Genomic DNA, 23,516 nt, shown 5'->3' with positions numbered 1-23,516 from the left:
ACACAGCGCAGAGGGGCGGCGGGAGACTTCCCGCCGCCCCTCCCGGCTCAGATCCCGGCGGCGGCCGCCAGGTCCCGCTTGATGCCTTCGAGCAGTTCCGTGCCCCGTGCGCGGGCCGTGTGCAGCCCGTCGGCCGAGGCGACCGGCACCACGACCTCCAGGTAGCACTTGAGCTTGGGCTCGGTGCCGCTCGGGCGGACGATCACCCGGGCGCCCTCCAGCCGGTAGCGGAGCCCGTCGGTGGGCGGCAGCAGTTCGGTGCCGTTCGACAGGTCCTCGGCCGAGGTGACGGCGAGGCCCGCGAGTGCGGCCGGCGGCTGCTCGCGCAGCCGGCGCATGGCGTCCGCGATGAGGGACAGGTCCTCGACCCGCACCGACAGCTGGTCCGTCGCGTGCAGCCCGTGCTCGACCGCGAGGTCGTCCAGCAGGTCGAGCAGGGTGCGGCCCCGCTCCTTGAGTACGGAGGCGAGTTCGGCGACGAGCAGCGCGGCGGTGATGCCGTCCTTGTCGCGGACCCCGTCCGGGTCGACGCAGTAGCCGAGCGCCTCCTCGTAGCCGTAGCGCAGACCGTCCACCCGGGCGATCCACTTGAAGCCGGTCAGCGTCTCCTCGTAGCCGAGGCCCGCCTTCCCGGCGATCCGGCCGAGCAGGGACGAGGAGACGATCGACTCGGCGAAGACACCGGTGACACCGCGTCCGACGAGGTGCGCGGCGAGCAGCGCGCCGACCTCGTCGCCGCGCAGCATCCGCCAGCCGCCCTCGGCCGCCGGGTCCGGGACGGCGACGGCGCAGCGGTCGGCGTCCGGGTCGTTGGCGATCACCAGGTCGGGGTCCGAGCGGCGCGCGGTGGCGAAGGCGAGATCCATCGCGCCGGGCTCTTCCGGGTTGGGGAAGGCGACGGTGGGGAACGCGGGGTCCGGCTCCGCCTGTTCGGCGACGAGGACCGGGGCGGGGAAGCCCGCCCGGTCGAAGGCCGCGGTGAGCACCGAGGTGCCGACGCCGTGCATGGCCGTGTAGACGACGCGGGCGGTACGGGGCGAGCCTGCGGCCAGGACCGCGTCCGTACGCGCCAGATAGGCATCCAGCACCTCCTCGCCCAGGGTCTCCCAGCCGTCGTCGGGGCGGGGCACGGTGTCCAGCGGGCCGACGGCAGCGATCGCGGCGGCGATCTCCCCGTCCGCCGGGGGGACGATCTGTGAGCCGTCGCCGAGGTAGACCTTGTAGCCGTTGTCGCGGGGCGGATTGTGGCTCGCGGTCACCTCCACACCCGCGACGGCGCCCAGGTGCCTTATGGCGTAGGCGAGTACGGGGGTGGGGAGCGGGCGGGGGAGCACCGCAGCCCGCAGTCCGGCGCCGGTCATCACAGCGGCGGTGTCGCGGGCGAAGTCGGTGGACTTGTAGCGGGCGTCGTAGCCGATGACGACGAGGCCGCCCGCCTGCCCCTGGTCCTTCAGGTAGGCGGCGAGCCCGGCGGCGGCGCGGATGACGACGGCGCGGTTCATCCGCATCGGGCCGGCGCCCAGCTCACCGCGCAGGCCCGCGGTGCCGAACTGGAGGGTGCCGGCGAAGCGGCCGGCGAGCTCGTCGAGGTCCTCGGTCTCGATGAGCTTGGCCAGCTCCTCGCGGGTCTCGGGGTCGGGGTCCTCGTCGAGCCAGGTCCTGGCCCGCGCGATGAGGTCCTGCGTGGTCACGGTGGTCCGCCTTTCGGGGGGTGGGGCGCAACGAGCCCCTCCGGCTGTCGGGGGGCGGGGGCCCGGGGGCCGGGGAGGGGCAGCCGCTCAGATGCGGTCCAGCAGGCGCGCCAGCAGCGAGCCCATCCGGGTCGCGGAGTCGCGGCCCGCCTGGAGTACCTCCGCGTGGTTCAGCGGCTCCCCGCTGAGCCCGGCGGCCAGGTTCGTCACCAGGGAGATGCCCAGGACCTCGGCCCCGGCCTCCCGGGCCGCGATGGCCTCCAGGACGGTGGACATGCCGACCAGGTCGCCGCCCATCGCACGGACCATGTTGATCTCGGCCGGCGTCTCGTAGTGCGGGCCGGGGAACTGCACGTACACGCCCTCTTCGAGGGTCTCGTCGACCTCCTTGCACAGCGCGCGCAGCCGCGGCGAGTACAGGTCGGTCAGGTCGACGAAGTTGGCGCCGATGATCGGCGACGCCGCCGTGAGGTTGATGTGGTCGCTGATCAGGACCGGCTGCCCGGGGCGCATGCCCTCGCGCAGCCCGCCGCAGCCGTTCGTCAGGACGACGGTCCCGCAGCCCGCCGCGACGGCGGTGCGCACCCCGTGCGCCACGGCGGCGACGCCGCGGCCCTCGTAGAAGTGCGTGCGGCCCAGGAAGACCAGGGCGCGCTTCTCGCCGATCAGGTACGAGCGGATGGTGCCGCCGTGCCCCTGGACGGCGGGGGCGGGAAAGCCCGGCAGTGCGGTCACCGGGAACTCGGCCTCCGGGATGCCGAGCGCATCGCCCGCGGGTGCCCAGCCGGAGCCCATCACGAGTGCGACGTCGTGGGTCTCGGCACCGGTCAGCTCGCGCAGGCGGGCGGCGGCGTCGGCGGCGGCGGCGCGCGGGTCGCCCTGGATGTGGTCCGGAATAACTGATGCGTTCACGCGGATGAGCGTAACCGCTGATTCCCTACGCGCGTAGATGTTCCCGTACAGAGACTCGGGGCTTCCGTTCGTGCTTTCGCACAGAAGGCCCGGCCGGCGGGGGTCAGCAGGGGCGCTTGCGGAGTTCCATCACGTAGTCGTGCGGGGCGCCCGCCGAGTCGGCGGCGTCCGCGATCTCGCCGAGGTAGCGGGCGGAGGGCAGCCCGCCCTCGTAGCCGTTCAGCACGTACATCCAGGCCGGCTCCTCGCCGTCCAGGGTGTGCACCCGCACCCGCATCCGCCGGTAGATGTCCAGGCCGACGCCCTCCCAGCGGTCCATGGAGTCCTCGTCCATCGGGGCCAGGTCGTACAGGGCGACGAAGACCTGCGAGCGCGGCGCCTCGACCACCGTGGCCAGCGCGCCCTCCCAGCCCATCTGCTCCCCGCCGAAGGTCAGCCGCCAGCCGTTCAGCCAGCCGGTTCCGCGCAGCGGCGAGTGCGGTGCGCGGCGCGTCATCAGCCGCGCGTCGAGGTTGCCGGCGTATGCGGCGTAGAGCGACATGGGGTCGAGGGTACGGGAGGTGGCACCGGTGAGGTCGATTCCGGTGAGGAAGACGCCCGCTCGGGGGGTGCGCCGCGCCCGGCCCGGCCCCCGCCCCAGCGGCCCGGCGCACGTATGGAGGGCCCCGGGGCGAAGCACCTTGGCGCGTGCGGGACAATGAAGTACGTACTGCATTCACCCGGGGCGGCCCCCCGGACCCCGGCCGGGGCAAGCAGACGGCCGCGGGACGAAACGCGAGGCGGACTTTTCGTGACCCGGATCGTGATCATCGGCGGCGGACCCGGCGGGTACGAGGCGGCATTGGTGGGCGCCCAGCTCGGCGCGGAGGTGACCGTCGTCGACTGCGACGGCCTCGGCGGCGCGTCGGTGCTCACCGACTGCGTGCCCTCGAAGACCCTGATCGCGACGGCAGAGGTGATGACCACCTTCGACTCCTCGTACGAGGAGCTCGGCATCATCGTCGCGGACGACACCCCGCACCTGGAGCAGGCCGCGCGGGTGGTCGGCGTCGACCTCGGCAAGGTCAACCGGCGGGTGAAGCGCCTGGCGCTCGCCCAGTCCCACGACATCACCGCCTCCGTCACCCGGGCCGGCGCGCGGGTGATGCGCGGCCGGGGCCGCCTGGAGGGCCTCCAGGCCGCCGACGGCTCGCGCAGCGTCGTCGTGACCGCCGCGGACGGCACGGAGGAGACGCTCACCGCCGACGCCGTGCTGATCGCGACGGGCGGCCACCCCCGGGAGATCCCGGACGCGCTCCCCGACGGCGAGCGGATCCTGAACTGGACCCAGGTCTACGACCTCGACGAGCTCCCCGAGGAGCTCATCGTGGTCGGCTCGGGTGTCACGGGCGCGGAGTTCGCCGGCGCCTACCAGGCCCTCGGCTCGCGCGTCACGCTCGTCTCCTCCCGCGACCGGGTGCTGCCGGGCGAGGACCCGGACGCGGCCGCCGTCCTGGAGGACGTGTTCCGGCGCCGGGGCATGAACGTGATGGCCCGCTCCCGCGCCCAGTCCGCCAAGCGCGTCGGCGACCGCGTCGAGGTCACCCTGGCCGACGGCCGGGTCATCTCCGGCTCGCACTGCCTGATGGCGGTCGGCGCGATCCCGAACAGCGCGGGCATGGGCCTGGAGGAGGCCGGGGTCCGGCTCAAGGACTCGGGCCACATCTGGACCGACAAGGTCTCCCGCACCAGCGCCCCGGGCGTCTACGCGGCCGGTGACGTCACCGGGATCTTCGCGCTCGCCTCGGTCGCCGCGATGCAGGGCCGGATCGCGATGTACCACTTCCTCGGTGACGCGGTCACCCCGCTGAACCTGAAGACGGTCTCCTCGAACGTCTTCACCGACCCGGAGATCGCCACGGTCGGCTACAGCCAGTCCGACGTCGACTCGGGCAGGATCGACGCCCGGGTCGTCAAGCTGCCGCTGCTGCGCAACCCGCGCGCCAAGATGCAGGGCATCCGGGACGGCTTCGTCAAAATATTCTGTCGCCCCGGCACCGGCATCGTGGTCGGCGGCTGTGTCGTCGCGCCCCGGGCGAGCGAGCTGATCCACCCCATCTCGATCGCGGTCGACAACAATCTGACGGTGGAACAGATCGCAAACGCCTTCACTGTGTATCCGTCCCTGTCGGGATCGATCGCGGAAGTGGCCCGCCAGTTGCACACCCGTAAGCAGGCGGGCGAGGCGTAACCGCGCTGCGGAACCCCCGGCGGGCCCGGCATTACCCGGCAACTCCCGGCAACTCGGGCGGTTCCGCGACCACCCGCGATCAGTAGGGGACAACAACGGGGCCGCCTATACCACTTGGCGGCCCCTTGTGTGTACAACTTCTGCAATTCAGCGCAAACTGCTGAGAACTATCGGGCGATGGCGTTACTGTCAGTTTCGTGTTCGCTGCAGAACGTCGTCAATTGATCCTCGAAATGGTGCGCGCCAACGGGGCGGTATCGCTCCGTGAGCTCGCCCGCGTCGTCCAGACCTCCGAAGTGACCGTACGGCGGGACGTGCGGGCACTGGAGGCAGAAGGACTCCTCGACCGCCGGCACGGCGGTGCGGTCTTGCCGGGCGGTTTTACGCGGGAGTCCGGCTTTCCGCAGAAATCCCATCTCGCCACCGCGGAGAAGACGGCCATCGCCGATCTGGCCGCAGGTCTCGTCGAAGAGGGCGAGGCCATCGTGGTCGGCGCCGGTACGACCACGCAGGAGCTGGCCCGCCGGCTCGCGCGGGTCCCCGGTCTGACCGTGGTCACCAACTCGCTGCTCGTCGCCCAGGCCCTGGCCCACGCCAACCGGGTGGAAGTGGTGATGACCGGGGGCACCCTGCGCGGCTCCAACTACGCGCTGGTGGGCAGCGGGGCCGAGCAGTCGCTCCAGGGGCTGCGGGTCTCGCGGGCGTTCCTGTCCGGGAGCGGCCTCACCGCCGAGCGCGGGCTCTCCACGTCCAACATGCTCTCCGCGAGCGTGGACCGGGCCCTGGTCCAGGCGGCCGGGGAGGTGGTGGTCCTGGCCGATCACACCAAGCTCGGCTCCGACACCATGTTCCAGACGGTGCCGACCGACCTCATCACCCGGCTCGTGACGGACGAACCGGCCGCGCACGACGACCGCGCGGCGGCCGAGCTGCAGGCCCTGGCGGACCAGGGGGTGCAGATCGCGGTGGCGGGCCCCTCGGGCGCCCCGGCCCCGGCCTCGTCCGACCAGGGGGCATCCGGGCGGGGCAACCGCCGGGACATGCCCCTGCCGGGGCAGCGGCGCACGCACGGGGGCGGGCCGCAGCCGTTACGGGGTTCCGCGGTGCTGGCGGAGCAGGGTCAGGCGGACCGGGCACGGGTGGCGGACCTGCGCCGCCGGTAGCCGGTCCGGCGGAGGTCCTGGTTCCGGGGCGCCGGGTCTCGGGGGCGCTGCCCCCGTACCCCGCCCTCAGTCCACGGAGGGGCCCGGATGTGCCGCGCCCAGTCCCTGCACCGTCAGTGTCAGCAGCCGGTCCGCCAGGCCCGGATCGTCGGGCGACTGCTCGGCGGCCAACGCGATCGCGTTGGTGAGCTGCATCAGATCGTCGATGGACACGTTCGCCCGCACCGCCCCGCCCGCCTGCGCACGGGCCAGCAGGACCGAACCCGCCCGGCGCATCGGCACACTGCACCGGGACAGCGCCGAAGTCTCGTCCCGGCAGGTCGACATGAGGGCCTGCGCCAGCCCGCGGTACTCACCCGCATGAGTGATGATCGTGCCCAGCCACTCCACCAGCGCGTCGCACGGCCGCTCCGCCCCGGCCAGTTCCCGGGAGCGGGCGATCAGATCGGCCACCGCCTCCTGGAAGACGGCGCTCATCAGCGCGTGCCGGGTCGGGAAGTGCCGGTACAGGGTGCCGATCCCCACCCCCGCGCGCCTCGCGACATCCTCCAGGGACGCCGTCGTGCCGTGCTCAGCGAAGGCGGTACGGGCCTCGGCCAGCAGCCGGTCGTAATTGCGGCGCGCGTCGGCGCGCATGGGCCGGGCCGGTGTCGCTGCAGTGCTCGTCGCCATCGCGCAGTCCTCCCTGATTCCGCCGCGGGGGTCCAGGATGCCATCGCCCGTCCGGCCCAGTGGCCAGGGAGCCCGCAGGCGCCGGGCGGACAACGGGCGGCGCCCCCGTCACGTCGTACGACATGACGGGGGCGCCGGGGAACGCGAGGAGCGGGGGTCAGTCCTTGATCTCGCAGATCACGGCACCGGACGAGAGCGAGCTGCCGACCTCGGCGGTCAGGCCCTTGACCGTGCCGGAGCGGTGCGCGTTGAGCGGCTGCTCCATCTTCATGGCCTCCAGGACGACGATCAGATCGCCCTCCTTGACCTCCTGGCCCTCCGCCACCGCGATCTTCACGATCGTGCCCTGCATCGGGGAGGCGAGGGTGTCGCCGGAGACCGCCGAGCCGGACTTCTTGGCCGCGCGGCGCTTGGGCTTGGCGCCCGCCGCGAGGCCGGTGCGGGCCAGGCTCATGCCGAGCGAGGAGGGCAGCGAGACCTCGAGACGCTTGCCGCCGACCTCGACGACGACGGTCTCACGGCCGGACTCCTCGTCCGCGTCGGCCTCGGCGGGCGCGGCGAAGGCGGGGATCTCGTTGACGAACTCGGTCTCGATCCACCGGGTGTGGATGGTGAACGGGTCGGCGGTGAACGCGGGATCGACGACGACGGCGCGGTGGAAGGGGATGGCGGTGGCCATGCCCTCGACGGTGAACTCGGCCAGGGCGCGGGCCGCGCGCTGCAGTGCCTGTTCACGGGTGGCGCCGGTGACGATCAGCTTCGCGAGGAGCGAGTCCCACGCGGGGCCGATCACGCTGCCGGACTCGACGCCGGCGTCGAGGCGGACCCCGGGGCCGGTCGGCGGGGCGAACAGGGTGACCGTGCCGGGAGCGGGCAGGAAGCCGCGGCCCGGGTCCTCGCCGTTGATCCGGAACTCGAAGGAGTGCCCGCGCATCGCGGGGTCGTCGTAGCCGAGCTCCTCGCCGTCCGCGATGCGGAACATCTCGCGCACGAGGTCGAGGCCGGTGACCTCCTCGGTGACCGGGTGCTCGACCTGGAGGCGGGTGTTGACCTCGAGGAAGGAGATCGTGCCGTCCATGCCGACCAGGAACTCGACCGTGCCGGCGCCGACGTAGCCGGCCTCCTTCAGGATCGCCTTGGACGCCGCGTACAGCTCCGCGTTCTGCGCCTCGGACAGGAAGGGGGCCGGGGCCTCCTCGACGAGCTTCTGGTGGCGGCGCTGGAGCGAGCAGTCACGGGTGGAGACGACGACCACGTTGCCGTGGGTGTCGGCCAGGCACTGGGTCTCCACGTGCCGGGGCTTGTCGAGGTAGCGCTCCACGAAGCACTCGCCGCGCCCGAAGGCCGCGACGGCCTCCCGGACCGCGGAGTCGTACAGCTCCGGGATCTCATCGAGGGTGCGGGCGACCTTCAGCCCGCGCCCGCCACCGCCGAAGGCGGCCTTGATCGCGATCGGCAGCCCGTTCTCCTCGGCGAACGCGACGACCTCGGCGGAACCGGAGACCGGGTCGGGGGTGCCCGCGACGAGCGGGGCGCCGGCACGCTGGGCGATGTGACGGGCGGCGACCTTGTCACCGAGGTCCCGGATCGCCTGCGGCGGCGGACCGATCCACGTCAGCCCGGCGTCCAGCACGGCCTGCGCGAACTCGGCGTTCTCCGAGAGGAACCCGTATCCCGGGTGGATCGCGTCCGCCCCCGAGTCCTTGGCAGCCTGGAGCACCTTGGCCATGTCCAGGTAGCTGGCGGCCGGGGTGTCACCGCCCAGCGCGAATGCCTCGTCGGCCGCACGTACATGCAACGCGTCGCGGTCCGGGTCCGCGTAGACGGCCACGCTCCCGATTCCCGCGTCCCGGCAAGCTCGGGCAACACGGACAGCAATTTCGCCACGGTTGGCGATGAGCACCTTGCGCACGATGGCTCCCTCCTTGAAACAAGCTGAGTTTAGGGACTACCGACACGGCCCTACGACCCGTCCCCAATGGTGAGCTTGCCCACACGGAGTGTGATTCGAGGCCTGCTCAAGTCGCGAAATCCCTTGTGGAACCACGGTACGCCGGGAACCATAACCGCACAGTAGCCACGAGGTGTGGTCCAGGTCTCTGTCGGTAAGGGCAGCGACGCCCGGTGTTTCTTTGTCTGATTCCCACTAACGGCCGCGCGTTTCTTTGCCCGGCGGCCGGCGGCTCGCACGGGCAGGCGGCCCCCGCGCGTGCCGCCGGGCCGCGAAGGCGGTCGAACCCCTTGTCCCGAGCATTACCGATTAGTAGGGTCCGCGCTATCGCACGTACTGCAGGTAACAGGGGGTGAGCGCCGTGCTGCGCAGGACGGTGGCATACATATCCGCGATCGTGCTGTTCGCGGAGGCCGTGGGCATCGTGATCGTCAACGGTGTCATGGCGACGTTCGTGGAGAACCAGGACATGTCCCTCGCGGGCACGGATCCCGGCGTCATGGCCAACGGGGCCTGGGTGCTGGGCGGGGTCTGTGGCCTCTTCCTGCTGCTGTGCGGTGTGCTGCTCCTGCTGTGCGGCATCCGCGACCGGGCCCCGGGCCGGATCGCCAGGACCGTTCTCATCTGCTGCGCCGTCATCCACGGGGTGCTGGGCGCGCTCGCGGTGGGACTGATCGGCTGGACCGCGTTCGTGTTCATGATGGTGGTGCTCGGCCTGATCGTGCTGACGCTGGTGGCGTACGGGCCCGGCCGCGAGGCACCGGCCGCCGGGGCGGAGGCCGAGCAGCCGGCGGCCCCGGCCCCCGTCTGACCGGACCCGCCCCCGCCTGGCCGGACGCCTCCTGCCTGACCGGACCCGCCCCCGCCTGGCCGGACGCCTTCCGCCGGCCGGACGCCCGCTGCCTCGCCGGACCCGCTCAGGCCCAGAGTTCGGTGACCGTGATCCCCAGCTCGCCGAGCAGCCGCCGCAGCAACGGCAGCGAGAGCCCGATGACGTTGCCCGGGTCCCCGTCGATGGAGTCCACGAACGGCGCGGAGCGCCCGTCGAGGGTGAAGGCGCCCGCCACGTGGAGCGGTTCGCCGGAGGCCACGTAGGCCGCGATCTCGGCGTCCGTCGGCTCGCCGAAGCGGACCGTCGTGGACGCCGTCTCCGAGACCGTCCGCCCGGCCGCGGTGTCCGTCAGGCTGTGACCGGTCCGCAGCACCCCGGACCGCCCCCGCATCGACTTCCAGCGGGCCGTGGCCTCCTCGGCGTCGGCCGGCTTGCCGAGAGCCTGGCCGTCGAGCTCCAGCACCGAGTCGCAGCCGATGACCAGGGCCCCCGCGACCTCCGGCAGCGCCGCCACCGCGGCGGCCTTGGCCTCGGCCAGCACCAGCGCCAGCTCGGCGGGGGTCGGGGCGCTCAGCGCGTCCTCGTCCACCCCGCTGACGATCACCTCGGGCGCGAACCCGGCCTGCCGGAGCAGACCGAGGCGGGCGGGCGAGGCGGAGGCGAGCACGAGGCGGCGGGGCGCGGGATCAGTCATGCGCGCCATCGTACAAATCAGCCGGTGCGGGTGGCCCCGGCAGCGGCACCGGGGGAGCGCGCCCGCCCTGTCAGCGGGTGCCGCTCACGAACATGGCGACGACCATGGCCAGCGCGAGCACCAGACCCACGCGCCGCATCATGTCCTGGGCGTCGCGCAGTTCCTTCGGCGGCTTGTTCTCGGGATCGGACCACAGCATGCTTCCGATCCTGCTGCGGCGGACCGGGCCCGCGCCTGAGTACGAGTACTCAACAACCGCCCCGGCCGTACCCGGCTACCCGGGCCAGTACGTACGCGCCCAGGCGCGCGGCCTCGGCAGATGGCGCCCGCGCCGGGCGACCCGGCCCGGGTCGGACCAGCGCGCGGGCAGCTCCGGCGCTCCGGAGGACACGGCGGCCACCGCTGCGGCGCGTGCCTGGACGACCGCGAGCGCGGCTGCCAGCTCTTCCGGGGTCGGATTGCCCCGTACGACCTTGATCATGGCCAGAGCCCTTTCTAGAGAGGGATGTTGCCGTGCTTCTTCGGGGGCAGCGACTCCCGCTTGGTCCGCAGCTGCCGCAGTCCCTTGACCACGTGGGCCCGGGTGTCGGACGGCATGATCACCGCGTCCACGTAGCCGCGCTCGGCCGCCACGTACGGGTTGAGCAGCGCGTCCTCGTAGTCCGCGATCAGCTCGGTGCGGGTCGCCTCCTGGTCCTGCGCGGCGGCGATCGTACGCCGGTGCAGGATGTTGACGGCGCCCTGCGCGCCCATGACGGCGATCTGGGCGGTCGGCCACGCGACGTTGATGTCGGCGCCCAGGTGCTTGGAGCCCATCACGTCGTACGCGCCGCCGAACGCCTTGCGGGTGATCACCGTGATCAGCGGGACCGTCGCCTCCGCGTACGCGTAGATCAGCTTGGCACCGCGCCGGATGATGCCGCCGTACTCCTGGTCGACGCCGGGCAGGAAGCCGGGCACGTCGACGAAGGTCAGCACCGGCACGTTGAACGCGTCGCAGGTGCGCACGAAGCGCGCGGCCTTTTCGCTCGCGTTGATGTCCAGACAGCCGGCGAACTGCAGCGGCTGGTTGGCGACGATGCCGACGGGGTAGCCCTCGACGCGGCCGAAGCCGGTGAGGATGTTCGGCGCGAACAGGGCCTGGGTCTCCAGGAATTCACCGTCGTCCAGCACGTGCTCGATCGCGGTGTGCATGTCGTACGGCTGGTTCGCGGAGTCCGGGATGAGCGTGTCCAGCTCGCGGTCCTCGTCGGTGACCGCCAGGTCCGCCTCCTCCGGGAAGGCCGGGGCCTCGGAGAGGTTGTTCGACGGGAGGTAGGAGAGCAGCGACTTGACGTACTCGATGGCGTCCTTCTCGTCGCCCGCCATGTGGTGCGCCACCCCGGAGGTGGTGTTGTGCGTACGGGCGCCGCCGAGCTCCTCGAAGCCGACGTCCTCACCGGTGACCGTCTTGATGACGTCGGGGCCGGTGATGAACATGTGCGAGGTCTGGTCGACCATGACCGTGAAGTCGGTGATCGCTGGGGAGTAGACCGCGCCGCCCGCGCACGGTCCCACGATCAGCGAGATCTGCGGGACGACACCCGAGGCGTGCACGTTGCGCCGGAAGATCTCCGCGAAGAGGCCCAGCGCCGCCACGCCTTCCTGGATGCGGGCGCCGCCGCCGTCGTTGATGCCGATGACCGGACAGCCGGTCTTCAGCGCGAAGTCCATCACCTTGACGATCTTCTCACCGTAGACCTCACCGAGCGAGCCGCCGAAGATGGTGAAGTCCTGCGAATACACGCAGACGGGGCGGCCGTCGACCGTGCCGTACCCGGTGACGACACCGTCTCCGTAGGGCCGGTTCTTCTCGATCCCGAAGTTCGTCGACCGGTGCCGGGCGAATTCGTCGAGCTCGACGAAGGAGCCCTCGTCCAGCAGCAGGTCCACGCGCTCGCGCGCCGTCAACTTGCCCTTCGCGTGCTGCTTCTCCACCGCGCGGGCGGAACCCGCGTGGGTCGCCTCCTCGATGCGGCGCTGCAGGTCCGCGAGCTTGCCCGCGGTGGTGTGGATGTCGGTCTCTTCCGGCTCGGACATCGGGTTGCGGCTCCCTGCCTGGTCACGGGGACGACTGTGCTGCTGATCAGCGGATGAACAGCTACTGCCCCGTAGCGTATCGGCGCGGATACGGTTCGGCAGTGCGTCGTTTGACACACCTAGGGTGGCTTGCATGACACCCTCGGATGCGTCACACAACCGTTGGTCGGACCTGGACCGGCCGCCTCTGAACGTCCCCGCGCTGCGCCGCGGTCTGCTCCGGCCGGACGGGCTGTGGAGCGCCCTCGACGTCGTGGACTCGACCGGGTCCACCAACTCCGACCTCGCGGCGCGAGCGGCCGGGCTGACCGAGGGCGCTGTCCTGGTCGCCGAGGAGCAGACCGCAGGACGGGGCCGCCTGGACCGGACCTGGACCGCGCCGGCCCGCTCGGGCCTGTTCTTCTCCGTCTACCTGACGCCCGGCGCGGTCCCCGTCCAGCGGTGGGGCTGGCTGCCGCTGCTCACCGGGGTCGCGGTGGCGACCGGCCTGGCGAAATCGGCGGGCGTCGACACGGCACTGAAGTGGCCCAACGACCTGCTGGTCACGGTCGGGACCGAGGAGCGCAAGGCGGGCGGCATCCTGGCCGAACGTGCCGGGGACGGCGTCGTCATCGGCATCGGCCTCAACGTCTCCCTGCGCGAGGACGAGCTCCCCGCCCCCACGGCCGCCTCGCTCGCCCTGGCCGGAGCGGTCTCCACGGACCGCGAGACGCTGCTCAGGGGCGTGCTGCGCTCACTGGAGCAGTGGTACGGGCAGTGGCGTGCGGCGGACGGGGACGCGGCCGCCAGCGGGCTCCAGGAGGCGTACGCGGCCGGCTGCGCGACGCTCGGGCGGACGGTGCGGGCCCAGCTGCCCGGCGAGCGCACGCTCACCGGGGAGGCGGTGGCGATCGACGGGGACGGGCGCCTCGTCCTGTCGGCCGGCGACGGCCTCCAGGAGCCGGTCTCGGCGGGCGACATCGTCCACCTGCGGGGAGTCGCCGGCGGCCTGACCTGAGCGGCGCCCCCTGGGGTGTGTCCGCAGAGTCCCGCCCGGTCCGCGACGCCCGGCACGCGCGGCCACCCGGCGCGAGGGCGATCCGCCGGCTCGCGACTGCACGCACCGGACGCCGCGGACCACGCCCTCCGGGCCTACGGCGGGACTTTACGGACACGCCCCAGGTCCGGACGACCTGAGGACGTGAGGTAGGGCACACCTGCCGTATCGTTGAGGCGATCCACCGACAGATCGGCAGGGCAGTGCGCAGGGAACGGGCAGGAGGCGGCTGGTGACCGTCGACGACACGACCTCCGGCGATGGCTCGGAGCCCTCGTCGGACCCATCGGTCCACGCGACACCGCATCACGAAGTCGACCACACGGCCGAGCCGACCGACGATCCCCTCGCGATCAGGCTGGAAGCGCTGATCCTGGGCGCCGACCGGCGCTACACCCCGTTCCAGGCCGCCCGGACCGCCGGCGTCTCGATGGACCTGGCGTCCCGGTTCTGGCGGGCCATGGGCTTCGCCGACATCGGCCAGGCCAAGGCGCTGACCGAGGCGGACGTGCTGGCGCTGCGCCGGCTGTCCGGTCTGGTCGAGGCCGGGCTGCTGAGCGAGCCGATGGCGATCCAGGTCGCCCGGTCCACCGGGCAGACCACCGCCCGGCTGGCGGAGTGGCAGATCGACTCCTTCCTGGAGGGCCTGACCGAGCCGCCCGAGCCCGGCATGACCCGCACCGAGGTCACCTACCCGCTGGTCGAGCTGCTCCTGCCGGAGCTGGAGGAGTTCCTGGTCTACGTGTGGCGGCGCCAGCTCGCCGCCGCCACCGGCCGGGTCGTGCAGGCGGCGGACGACGACGAGATGGTCGACCGGCGCCTCGCCGTCGGCTTCGCGGACCTCGTCGGCTTCACCCGGCTCACCCGCCGCCTGGAGGAGGAGGAGCTCGGCGAACTCGTCGAGGCCTTCGAGACCACCTGCGCCGACCTGGTCGCCGCCCACGGCGGCCGGCTCATCAAGACCCTCGGTGACGAGGTCCTCTTCGCCGCCGACGACGCGGGCACCGCGGCCGAGATCGCGCTGCGCCTCATCGAGGCGATGACGCTGGACGAGCAGATGCCCGCACTGCGCGTCGGCATCGCGTTCGGGACGGTCACCACCCGGATGGGCGATGTGTTCGGCACCACCGTGAACCTCGCCAGCCGGCTCACCTCGATAGCGCCGAAGGACGCCGTCCTGGTGGACGGGGCGTTCGCCGAGGAGCTGACCCGTACCGGCGACGCCCCCGCCTCCGAGGCGCGGGCCGCCGAGGAGGCCGCGGCCGCCGCCGAGCGCGCCGGCCGGGAGGGCACGGACGGCGAGGAGCCGAGGCCCGTACCCAAGTACCGCTACGGGCTCCAGCCGATGTGGCAGCGCCCGGTGCGCGGCCTCGGTGTCGTCGAACCGTGGCTGCTGGCCCGCCGCGGCAGCTCCTGACCCGCCCCTGACGGACTGCCCCGGGGCCGGCACGCCTAGAGCACGCACCTGACGCCCCCCCCGGCCGCCCTCCGGGCGACGACGGCAGCTTGAAGGCAGGCCCTAGGATCCCTCCGGTAACGCTCGTTAACCGACAGGGGTGCAGCCATGACCGTCACGTCCGAGCAGCGGTTCGGGGAGTTCGTCGTCGTACGGGGTCACGAGGGCCTGGAGCACGTCGCCGAGCTGGTCCTGGACCGGCCGAAGGCCATGAACGCGGTGTCCACGGACATGGCCCGCTCGATCGCCGCCGCCTGTGCCGCGCTCGCGGCCGACCCGGACGTGCGGGTCACCGTCCTCACCTCCAGTCACGAGCGGGCCTTCTGTGTGGGGGCGGACCTCAAGGAGCGGAACTCCTTCACCGACGCGGACCTGGTGCGGCAGCGGCCGACCGCACGGGCTGCCTACACCGGCGTCCTCGAACTGCCGATGCCGACGATCGCCGCGGTGCACGGCTTCGCGCTCGGCGGCGGCTTCGAGCTGGCGCTGTCCTGCGATCTGATCGTGGCCGACGCCACGGCCCTGGTGGGCCTGCCCGAGGTCTCGGTCGGGGTCATCCCGGGCGGTGGCGGCACCCAGCTGCTGCCGCGCCGGATCGGGGCGGCGCGTGCCGCCGAGCTGATCTTCACCGCCCGCCGGGTGGAGGCGGCCGAGGCCCGGGAGCTGGGGCTGGTGGACGAGCTGGTGGAGGCTGGCGAGGACCGGTCCGAGGCGCTGGCGCTGGCCGCGCGGATCGCGGGCAACTCCCCGGTGGGGCTGCGGGCGGCCAAGCGGGCGCTGCGGCTGGGGCACGGGCTCGATCTGCGGGCGGGCCTGGAGGTCGAGGACTCCGCGTGGCGGTCGGTGGCCTTCTCCGGGGACCGTGCGGAGGGCGTCGCCGCGTTCAACGAGAAGCGGAAGCCGAACTGGCCCGGCGAATGACGTCCGCGTGACGCAGGGTTACCGCAGGGCGACGCAACGCGCATGATCGTCACTGCAAACTGATCAAATCACCACAAATCTACATAAGCTGGGGTGATGGGTGGTGATGATGCGCGGCTCCGGGCCGTGGTTTCGCTTGCACAGGCGATGGCGGCGGCGCACACCCCGCGGGGGTGCTGGCGGGCGGCCGCGCTGGGGGCGTGCGAGGCGCTGGGCGGCTCCTTCGCCGCGCTGTCGGTCTGGGAGCGCGGGCGCGGGCGGCTGCGGGTCCTGGTGAACGCGGGCGACCGGGCGGAGGGGGAGGAGGAGTTCCCCGACGAGGAGACGTACCCGGTGCACCAGTTCCCGGAGATCACCGAGTTCCTCCACGAGCGGTGGGCCGGAGGCGGCGAGCCGGACGCCTGGGTGGAGACGGCCGACGGCCCGGTGGAGCCGGAGCCCTCGGCCGGCGGGCGGGGCGCCGGGGCGGCGGGTGCGCGCGGCTACGGGCACGGCTACTGCCACCAGCGGGTGGCGGCCCTGCGCCGGCGCGGGCGTGGCTGCTGTGTGGTGGCGCCGATCGTGCTGCACGGCCGGGCCTGGGGCGAGCTGTACGTGGCGCGTCCGGTGGGGGAGCCGGTGTTCGGGCGGGCGGACGCGGACTTCGCCACGGTGCTGGCCGCCGTCGTGGCCGCCGGGATCTCCCAGACGGAGCGGCTGGAGGAGGTGCGCAAGCTCGCCTTCACCGATCCGCTGACCGGCCTCGCCAACCGGCGGGCCGTCGACATGCGCCTGGACGAGGCGGTGGAGCGGCACCGGGTGGACGGTTCGGTGGTGAGCCTGGCCGTCTGCGACCTCAACGGGCTGAAGGCGGTCAACGACACCCACGGCCACGCGGTCGGTGACCGCCTGCTGGAACGTTTCGGCTCGGTGCTGTCGCGGTGCGGCGCGATGCTGCCGGGGGCGCTGTCGGCCCGGCTCGGCGGGGACGAGTTCTGCCTGCTGGCGGTGGGTCCGACGGCGGACGAGGTGGTCGCGGTGGCCACCGAGCTCTGTGAGCGGGCGGCCGAGCTGGAGTTCGGCAACGGGGTCGCCTGCGGGATCGCCTCCACCGGCGACCCGATCGGCCCGGTGGTCTCCGCCCGACGGCTGTTCCGGCTCGCGGACGCGGCCCAGTACCGGGCGAAGGCGGCCCGCTCGCTGCGGCCCGTGGTGGCGGGGCGCGACGGCGAGGTCATCCGGCTGGCCGACTCCCCGCCCAAGGCCGCCCACGACCGCCGCCGGCTGCGCGGCAACCGCCCCTGAGCCTCTGGGCCCCCGGGCCCGCGCGGTCCGGTCGGTAAGGGGTCAACCCGGCGACCACTAGTGACATGAAGAGATTCAATCCGTACGCTTCTGAATATGGATATGCATACAGTCGTGGTGGGGACGTCCGGTACCACCGCCCAGGACGTCATCGCCGTGGCCCGCGGCAACGCCCGCGTCGAACTCTCCGCCGCCGCGCTGGGCGCTCTCGCCGCGGCCCGCGAGGTCATCGACGCCCTCGCCGCCAAGCCCGAGCCGGTCTACGGCGTCTCGACCGGATTCGGCGCCCTCGCCAGCCGCCACATCAGCCCCGAGCTCCGCGCCCAGCTCCAGCGCAACATCGTCCGCTCGCACGCCGCGGGCATGGGCCCGCGGGTCGAGCGCGAGGTCGTCAGGGCGCTGATGTTCCTCCGGCTCAAGACGGTCGCCTCGGGCCACACGGGCGTGCGGCCCGAGATCGCGCAGACCATGGCCGACGTCCTGAACGCCGGGATCACACCCGTCGTTCACGAGTACGGTTCGCTCGGCTGCTCGGGCGATCTGGCACCGCTCTCGCACTGCGCGCTGACCCTGATGGGCGAGGGCGACGCGGAGGGCCCCGACGGCACCGTGCGCCCCGCCGGCGAGCTCCTCGCCGCCCACGGCATCACCCCGGTCGAGCTGCGCGAAAAGGAGGGTCTCGCCCTCCTCAACGGCACCGACGGGATGCTCGGCATGCTCGTGATGGCCATCGCCGACCTGCGGAGCCTCTACACCTCGGCGGACATCACCGCGGCCCTCTCCCTGGAGGCCCTGCTCGGCACGGACAAGGTCCTCGCCCCCGAACTGCACGCCATCCGCCCGCACCCGGGCCAGGGCGCCAGCGCGGACAACATGCTGCGGGTACTGGCCGATTCGGGCCTCACGGGGCGGCACGCCGAGGTCACAGGCGACGCGCCGCGCGTCCAGGACGCCTACTCGGTGCGCTGCGCGCCCCAGGTCAACGGCGCGGGCCGGGACACCCTCGCGCACGCCGCGACGGTCGCCGAGCGCGAGCTCGCCGCCGCCGTGGACAACCCGGTGGTCCTCGCCGACGGCCGGGTCGAGTCCAACGGCAACTTCCACGGGGCGCCGGTCGCCTACGTCCTGGACTTCCTCGCGATCGCCGCCGCCGACCTCGGCTCGATCACCGAGCGCCGCACCGACCGGCTGCTGGACAAGAACCGTTCGCACGGGCTGCCGCCGTTCCTGGCGGACGACGCGGGCGTCGACTCCGGACTGATGATCGCCCAGTACACCCAGGCGGCCCTGGTCAGCGAGATGAAGCGGCTCGCCGTCCCGGCCTCGGCGGACTCGATCCCGTCCTCCGCGATGCAGGAGGACCACGTCTCGATGGGCTGGTCGGCCGCGCGCAAGCTCCGTACCGCCGTGGACAACCTCGCCCGGATCGTCGCCGTCGAGCTGTACGCGGCGACCCGTGCGATCGAGCTGCGTGCCGCACAGGGGCTGACCCCGGCGCCCGCCTCGCTCGCGGCCGTCGAGGCGCTGCGGGCAGCGGGCGTCCAGGGCCCGGGGCCGGACCGCTTCCTGTCGCCGGACCTGGCCGCCGCCGACGCCTTCGTGCGCGCGGGCGGACTCGTCGCGGCGGTGGAACCGGTGACGGGGCAGCTCGCCTAGGGCCTCTCGTTTGGATCATGCCGGGCTCGCGGTGTCCGGCACGCACATCTGCGGCGTTGTCGTCGGTCGCCAATGCTCCGCATTGACTCCCTCCTCCGCCTTGCAGCCGCACGCACCGGACACCGCTCCCTGATCCGGCCTGATCCAAACGAAAGACCCTAGGGCGTGTTTTGAAGGTCCCGTCTGCCCGGCCCGCTGCCGCGCGACTGTCAGTGCGCGGGCAGCGGGCCGGTGCGGCGTGCGGAATAGGTGACGAAGCCCGCGCCGATGCCCAGGAACGCCATGCCCCCGATCAGGTACGGGGCCGTGTCGGTGCCGGTCCCGGTGTCCGCGAGCCTCGCGCCCTGCGCGCCGGTGGCGCCCATGGCGTCGATGGCGGCCGTCCGGTCCGGGGTGCCTCGGCCACCGCCCGTATCGCCGGTGGCGGTGGCTGTCGGCACGAACCAGAGGGCGCACAGCAGCGTTCCCGCGGCGGTGGCGGTCAGGAGCGGGCGGCGGGTGCTGGCCACGGAATCGATCCCCCTTGTGACAGCGGTGAGTTAGGCCTGCGACCGATGCTAGTGAAAGCAGCGGGTCGCAGGAAAGCCGAGGCGGCCGGGAGCTTACGCTCCGGCACATGAGCACTTCTGAGACATCACGTTATGTTCGCCTTCGGGTCGAAATGGTGTTGGAGATCACCGACGCCGACGCACTGAGCGGAACCGCTCTGGAGAGCCTCGCGGCCGAGTACGGAGAGCCCGGCGGGGATTCCGCCGAGGAGCGCACGCATGCCGAGACCGCCGTCCGGGAAGACGGTGCGGAGGCCCTTGCCTCGCTGATCGATCCGTTCGACCTGGTCAGCGAGGTGCCCGGGGTTGAGCTGACCCAGGCCTCCTGGAGCAGCGAGAGCATCGCCTACGACCCGCAGGACCCGGACGGATGGGACCTCGACGACGACGATGACGAAGAGGACGGGGACGACGGCGACGTGGACGCCGCCGGCGTCCCGCACAATGGGGAGGAGAACGACGACGACGGCAGCGCGGAGCGGCAGGCGTAGCGGGTGGACAACCACCGGCCCCGGCCCGTATCCGGCGGGCCGGGGCCGGCGGGCAGGACAGCCGGCGCACCGGATCGCGACGCTGCCGCGCAACCGGCCGGACACCGGCGGCACCTACGCGGTGGAGCACAGGAACCACCGTGGATACCCGTACGTCGATGAGTGGTGTTCCCCACATCTCCAGCGGATGTGGAACGGGTAACCCTTTCAGGGGGTTCTTGGAACATTGACGGGGTATCGCCGGTCGACGGCCTTGCTCGGGGTTTTTGGGGATTCGGCAACGATGGAGAAGCGTGTGATGACGGACAGCAAGCGGCGCAAGGGCCTCATGGCCGCGTCCGCACTGCTCGGCGGCGTGCTGGTGCTTACGGCCTGCAGCGACGGCGGCGACAAGGGCGGTTCCAGCCCCGACAGCTCGAAGAAGTCACAGGCGGCCGAGGTCGACAAGGCGGCGGCCGAGGAGACCTCTGAGGCGCAGATAGCGATCTCCCCGAAGAACGGTGCGACCAACGCGAGCATCAACAACGACGCGAAGGTCACCGTCGCCAAGGGCAAGCTGACGGTCGTCACGATGACCACGGCGGCCGGGGCGAGTGTCAAGGGCACCCTCTCCGCCGACGGCACCACCTGGAAGCCGGACGCCCAGCTGGAGCGCTCGACCACGTACAAGATCAACGCCACGGCGAAGGACTCGAAGGGCCGCGAGGCGCACGAGAACTCCTCGTTCACCACCGTGTCGCCCGCCAACAGCTTCATCGGGAACTTCACCCCCGAGGACGGTTCCACCGTCGGCGTCGGCATGCCGGTCTCGATCAACTTCAACAAGGCGATCACGGACAAGAAGGCCGTCCTGGACGGCATCACCGTGACGTCCAGCAGCGGCCAGCAGGTCGCCGGCCACTGGTTCAACTCCCAGCGCCTGGACCTGCGCCCGCAGGACTACTGGCAGGGCGGTTCCACCGTCACGCTGAAGCTGGCGCTGGACGGCGTCGAGGGCGCGGACGGCGTCTACGGCGTGCAGCAGAAGACGGTCACCTTCAAGGTCGGCCGCAACCAGGTCTCCACCGTGGACGCCAAGACGCACACGATGACCGTCGCCCAGAACGGGAAGACGATCAAGACCATCCCGATCTCCGCCGGATCGCCCGAAAACCCCACGTACAACGGACAGATGGTGATCTCCGAGAAGTACAAGGAGACCCGGATGGACGGCTCCACGGTCGGCTTCACGGACGACGACGGCAAGGGTGAGTACGACATCAAGGACGTGCCGCACGCCATGCGGCTGTCCACGTCCGGCACCTTCATCCACGGCAACTACTGGGGCAAGGGCATCTTCGGCACCGCCAACACCAGCCACGGCTGCGTCGGGCTCGCCGACGTCAAGGGCGCGGGCGACGCCAGCCAGCCCGCCGCCTGGTTCTACAACAACTCCATGATCGGCGACGTGGTCGTCATCAAGAACTCCCCGGACAAGACCATCCAGCCCGACAACGGACTCAACGGCTGGAACATGAGCTGGGCCCAGTGGACGGCGGGCTCCGGGGCCTGAGCGGACGCCCGGCCCACCCCCGACCCCTTCGACGCAGGCGGCGGCACCCGATCCCCACGGATCACGGGTGCCGCCGCCTGCGGCGTATGCGGAGCGTTCTCATCCGTCTCTCATCGTGGCCTTAACCCACCATCACAAGCGGTCCATAACCTCGCGCCATGTTCTTCACCTACCTCCGGCGCGAGCTGCGCCGCCGCAGAAAGGCGGCGCTCGTCGTCGCCTCGGGGCTCGGCCTCGGCATTGCGCTGGTCATCATCGTCAGCTCGGTCTCCACGGGCATGAGCAGGGCCCAGGACAAGGTCCTGGAATCGCTGTACGGGCTCGGCACCGACATGACCGTCACCAAGGCGGCCGCGGCGCCCGGTTCGGGCACGGAGCGGCCCAGGTTCGACTTCGACGCCAAGGAGAACGGCGACGACACGACCCAGAGCACGGACCGGGTCATGGTCCAGGGCTTCCAGACGCTGGCCGCCACCACGGTGGACAAGGTGGGCAAGCAGGACGGCGTGGCCGACGCCGTCGGCGGCCTGAGCATGACCGTCATGAAGGTCGACGGCCAGTTCAGGCGCGGCGAGTTCAAGCAGGAGGGCGGCACGTCCCAGGGCGGTCGCGGCGGCTACGGCGGCGGCCAGCCGCAGGGCGAGGTCAAGGGCGGCGGCGCCTCCTTCGACGTCAACTCCTACACGGTCTACGGCACCGACGTCACCAAGCAGGACCTGGGCCCGCTCACCTCGTCGAAGATCACCTCGGGACGCACGTTCAAGTCCACCGAGACCAACGGCAAGGTGGCCGTCGTCGACGCCGCCTACGCCAAGGAGAAGAAGCTCGCCGTCGGCAAGACGGTGACCGTCCACGGCACGAAGTTCACGATCGTCGGCGTCTCGGCGGCCGACAGCGGCGACGCGGCCGCCAACCTCTACGTCCCGCTCCAGCAGGCCCAGACCCTGGCCGACGCCAAGGACAAGGTCACCACGGTCTACGTGAAGGCCACGGACTCGCAAGCGATCGACAGCGTCAAGTCCACGATCCAGAAGAACATCACGGGCACCACCGTCACCACCTCCGCCGATCTCGCGGACACCGTCTCCGGCTCCCTGTCCACCGCGTCCGACCTGGCCTCCAGCGTCGGCAAGTGGCTCTCCGTCGCCGTACTGATCGCCGCCTTCCTGGTGGCCGGCCTGCTCACCTCCTCCGCGGTCAGCCGCCGGGTACGGGAGTTCGGCACGCTCAAGGCCCTCGGCTGGAAGAGCGGCCGGGTCACCCGCCAGGTCGTCGGCGAGGCCCTCGTCAACGGCCTGATGGGCGGCGTCCTCGGCATCGCGGTCGGCCTGGCCGGCGCGTACGCCGTCACCGCGGTCAGCCCCACCCTCACCGCCCAGCTCGGCTCCTCGGGCGGCGGCGGAGGCGGCGGGATGCGCGGCGCGATGATGGGCGGCGGCCCCGGCCGGCAGAGCGCGTCCAAGGCCCTCGACATCGCACTGACCGCGCCCGTCTCCGTCTCCATCATCCTGATCGCCGTCGCCCTGGCCGTGGCGGGCGGGCTGATCGCGGGCGCCTTCGGCGGCTGGCGCGCCTCCCGGCTGCGCCCGGCCGACGCGCTGCGCCGCGTCGAATAGTCCGTCCGCCCACCGTCCAGCAGGAGTTGACCCATGTATACCCTTCAAGGCGTCACCAAGCGCTACACGCGCGGCAAGTCGACCGTCCACGCGCTCGCAGGCGTCGACCTGACCATCGAGGACGGCGGCCGCCTCGTCATCCAGGGCCCCACCGGCGGCGGCAAGTCCACGCTGCTCCAGATGCTCGGCGGCCTGGACCGCCCCACGGCCGGCAGCGTCGAACTCGACGGCGTCGACCTCGCGAAGCTCAGCGAGGCCAGACTCACCAAGGTGCGCGCGCAGAACATCGGCTTCGTCTTCCAGAGCTTCAACCTCATCCCGACGCTCACCGCCCAGGAGAACGTCGAGACGGCCCTCGTACCGCTGGGCGGCAAGGCGTCGGAGCGGCGCAGACGGGCGGCCGAGGCGCTGGACTCGGTCGGCCTGGGCGAGCGGCTCGGACATCTGCCCGGCGAGATGTCCGGCGGTCAGCAGCAGCGGGTGGCGATAGCCAGGGCCCTGGTCAAGCAGCCCAAGGTGCTGCTCGCGGACGAACCCACCGGCAACCTCGACGAGTCCATGCGCGACGAGATCATGGAGGTGCTGGAGACCATGTGGAAGGAGCACGGGCTCACGTTCATCATGGTCACCCACGACAGCGCGATCGCCCGCCGTGCCCCGAGGCTCGCGACCATCCGCAAGGGCAAGGTCACCATCACGGAGAACGCGGCGGCGTGAACACCCCGCGCCCGC

The 23,516-nt window shown here is 72.1% G+C and carries 22 protein-coding genes; 12 read left to right on the top strand and 10 right to left on the bottom strand.

Translation table 11 applies throughout. The features are described from left to right. Nucleotides 1–47: 47 nt before the first annotated feature. From EDD93_RS04610 to EDD93_RS04600, 3 genes are all read right to left on the bottom strand, one after another. Nucleotides 48–1,691, bottom strand: a complete 1,644-nt coding sequence (locus EDD93_RS04610; RefSeq protein WP_123523958.1) for a phospho-sugar mutase — start codon at nt 1,689–1,691, stop codon at nt 48–50. Between the two features lie 87 nt (nt 1,692–1,778). Further along, nucleotides 1,779–2,603, bottom strand: a complete 825-nt coding sequence (locus EDD93_RS04605) for a purine-nucleoside phosphorylase (RefSeq protein WP_123523957.1) — start codon at nt 2,601–2,603, stop codon at nt 1,779–1,781. A gap of 103 nt (nt 2,604–2,706) precedes the next feature. After that, the gene (locus tag EDD93_RS04600) at nt 2,707–3,144 is read right to left on the bottom strand and encodes a gamma-glutamylcyclotransferase (protein WP_024490113.1); all 438 of its coding nucleotides are present in this window, start codon (nt 3,142–3,144) and stop codon (nt 2,707–2,709) included. Between the two features lie 249 nt (nt 3,145–3,393). On the opposite strand from EDD93_RS04600, the gene EDD93_RS04595 reads away from it, so the two are divergent. Both EDD93_RS04595 and EDD93_RS04590 read left to right on the top strand, forming a co-directional pair. After that, a complete protein-coding gene (locus EDD93_RS04595) occupies nt 3,394–4,833 on the top strand; it encodes an NAD(P)H-quinone dehydrogenase (protein ID WP_123523956.1) in 1,440 nt (479 codons plus the stop codon). 197 nt (nt 4,834–5,030) lie between these two features. After that, complete coding sequence (locus EDD93_RS04590) at nt 5,031–5,996, top strand: DeoR/GlpR family DNA-binding transcription regulator (RefSeq protein ID WP_123523955.1); 966 nt, start codon at nt 5,031–5,033, stop codon at nt 5,994–5,996. Between the two features lie 66 nt (nt 5,997–6,062). Here EDD93_RS04590 and EDD93_RS04585 read toward each other — a convergent pair whose 3' ends face one another. After that, nucleotides 6,063–6,668, bottom strand: coding sequence for a TetR/AcrR family transcriptional regulator (locus tag EDD93_RS04585; protein WP_123523954.1), 606 nt, complete (start codon nt 6,666–6,668; stop codon nt 6,063–6,065). A 157-nt stretch (nt 6,669–6,825) separates the two neighbouring features. Continuing rightward, entirely contained in the window at nt 6,826–8,580 is a 1,755-nt protein-coding gene (locus EDD93_RS04580; RefSeq protein ID WP_123523953.1) for a biotin carboxylase N-terminal domain-containing protein, read from the bottom strand. A 391-nt stretch (nt 8,581–8,971) separates the two neighbouring features. On the opposite strand from EDD93_RS04580, the gene EDD93_RS04575 reads away from it, so the two are divergent. After that, nucleotides 8,972–9,430: a hypothetical protein gene (locus EDD93_RS04575; RefSeq protein WP_123523952.1), complete on the top strand. Its 459-nt coding sequence runs from the start codon at nt 8,972–8,974 to the stop codon at nt 9,428–9,430. Nucleotides 9,431–9,536: 106 nt separating this feature from the next. Here the strand turns inward: EDD93_RS04575 and EDD93_RS04570 are convergent, their stop codons facing one another. From EDD93_RS04570 to EDD93_RS04560, 4 genes are all read right to left on the bottom strand, one after another. Then, complete coding sequence (locus tag EDD93_RS04570) at nt 9,537–10,154, bottom strand: nucleoside triphosphate pyrophosphatase (protein ID WP_123523951.1); 618 nt, start codon at nt 10,152–10,154, stop codon at nt 9,537–9,539. 61 nt (nt 10,155–10,215) lie between these two features. Continuing rightward, nucleotides 10,216–10,344, bottom strand: coding sequence for a morphogenic membrane protein MmpB (mmpB, locus tag EDD93_RS40065; RefSeq protein WP_260255621.1), 129 nt, complete (start codon nt 10,342–10,344; stop codon nt 10,216–10,218). 75 nt (nt 10,345–10,419) lie between these two features. After that, on the bottom strand, nt 10,420–10,626 hold the full coding sequence (locus EDD93_RS04565; protein WP_123523950.1) for an acyl-CoA carboxylase epsilon subunit: 207 nt from the start codon (nt 10,624–10,626) through the stop codon (nt 10,420–10,422). 14 nt (nt 10,627–10,640) lie between these two features. Next, nucleotides 10,641–12,224 carry an acyl-CoA carboxylase subunit beta gene (locus EDD93_RS04560; RefSeq protein ID WP_123523949.1) on the bottom strand — a complete coding sequence of 528 codons (1,584 nt, stop codon included), beginning with the start codon at nt 12,222–12,224 and terminating at the stop codon, nt 10,641–10,643. Between the two features lie 133 nt (nt 12,225–12,357). On the opposite strand from EDD93_RS04560, the gene EDD93_RS04555 reads away from it, so the two are divergent. The 5 genes from EDD93_RS04555 to hutH all read left to right on the top strand — a co-directional run bounded on the left by EDD93_RS04555 (nt 12,358) and on the right by hutH (nt 18,577). Beyond that, nucleotides 12,358–13,221: a biotin--[acetyl-CoA-carboxylase] ligase gene (locus tag EDD93_RS04555; RefSeq protein WP_123523948.1), complete on the top strand. Its 864-nt coding sequence runs from the start codon at nt 12,358–12,360 to the stop codon at nt 13,219–13,221. Nucleotides 13,222–13,492: 271 nt separating this feature from the next. Next, the gene (locus EDD93_RS04550; RefSeq protein WP_123523947.1) at nt 13,493–14,677 is read left to right on the top strand and encodes an adenylate/guanylate cyclase domain-containing protein; all 1,185 of its coding nucleotides are present in this window, start codon (nt 13,493–13,495) and stop codon (nt 14,675–14,677) included. Between the two features lie 147 nt (nt 14,678–14,824). Next, a complete protein-coding gene (locus EDD93_RS04545) occupies nt 14,825–15,637 on the top strand; it encodes an enoyl-CoA hydratase/isomerase family protein (protein ID WP_123523946.1) in 813 nt (270 codons plus the stop codon). A gap of 96 nt (nt 15,638–15,733) precedes the next feature. Next, nucleotides 15,734–16,921 (top strand): GGDEF domain-containing protein, encoded by a 1,188-nt coding sequence (locus EDD93_RS04540; protein WP_123523945.1) that lies wholly within the window; start codon nt 15,734–15,736, stop codon nt 16,919–16,921. Between the two features lie 96 nt (nt 16,922–17,017). Next, nucleotides 17,018–18,577 carry a histidine ammonia-lyase gene (gene hutH, locus EDD93_RS04535; protein WP_123523944.1) on the top strand — a complete coding sequence of 520 codons (1,560 nt, stop codon included), beginning with the start codon at nt 17,018–17,020 and terminating at the stop codon, nt 18,575–18,577. Nucleotides 18,578–18,786: 209 nt separating this feature from the next. On the opposite strand, the gene EDD93_RS04525 is transcribed toward hutH, so the two are convergent. Next, nucleotides 18,787–19,086, bottom strand: coding sequence for an LPXTG cell wall anchor domain-containing protein (locus EDD93_RS04525; protein WP_123523943.1), 300 nt, complete (start codon nt 19,084–19,086; stop codon nt 18,787–18,789). 107 nt (nt 19,087–19,193) lie between these two features. Between EDD93_RS04525 and EDD93_RS04520 the strand changes: the two genes are divergently transcribed. The 4 genes from EDD93_RS04520 (at nt 19,194) to EDD93_RS04505 (ending at nt 23,501) form a co-directional block, all read left to right on the top strand. Further along, a complete protein-coding gene (locus tag EDD93_RS04520) occupies nt 19,194–19,616 on the top strand; it encodes a hypothetical protein (RefSeq protein ID WP_123523942.1) in 423 nt (140 codons plus the stop codon). A gap of 283 nt (nt 19,617–19,899) precedes the next feature. Further along, nucleotides 19,900–21,168 carry an Ig-like domain-containing protein gene (locus tag EDD93_RS04515; protein WP_123523941.1) on the top strand — a complete coding sequence of 423 codons (1,269 nt, stop codon included), beginning with the start codon at nt 19,900–19,902 and terminating at the stop codon, nt 21,166–21,168. A 158-nt stretch (nt 21,169–21,326) separates the two neighbouring features. Continuing rightward, entirely contained in the window at nt 21,327–22,784 is a 1,458-nt protein-coding gene (locus tag EDD93_RS04510; RefSeq protein WP_123523940.1) for an ABC transporter permease, read from the top strand. Between the two features lie 33 nt (nt 22,785–22,817). Further along, nucleotides 22,818–23,501, top strand: coding sequence for an ABC transporter ATP-binding protein (locus tag EDD93_RS04505; protein ID WP_073732467.1), 684 nt, complete (start codon nt 22,818–22,820; stop codon nt 23,499–23,501). Nucleotides 23,502–23,516: the final 15 nt, after the last annotated feature.

This window comes from Streptomyces sp. 840.1 (assembly GCF_003751445.1).
GTDB lineage: Bacteria > Actinomycetota > Actinomycetes > Streptomycetales > Streptomycetaceae > Streptomyces.
The sequence above is the reverse complement of the archived record's forward strand: the minus strand, read 5'-3'. Positions and strand labels throughout refer to the sequence as shown.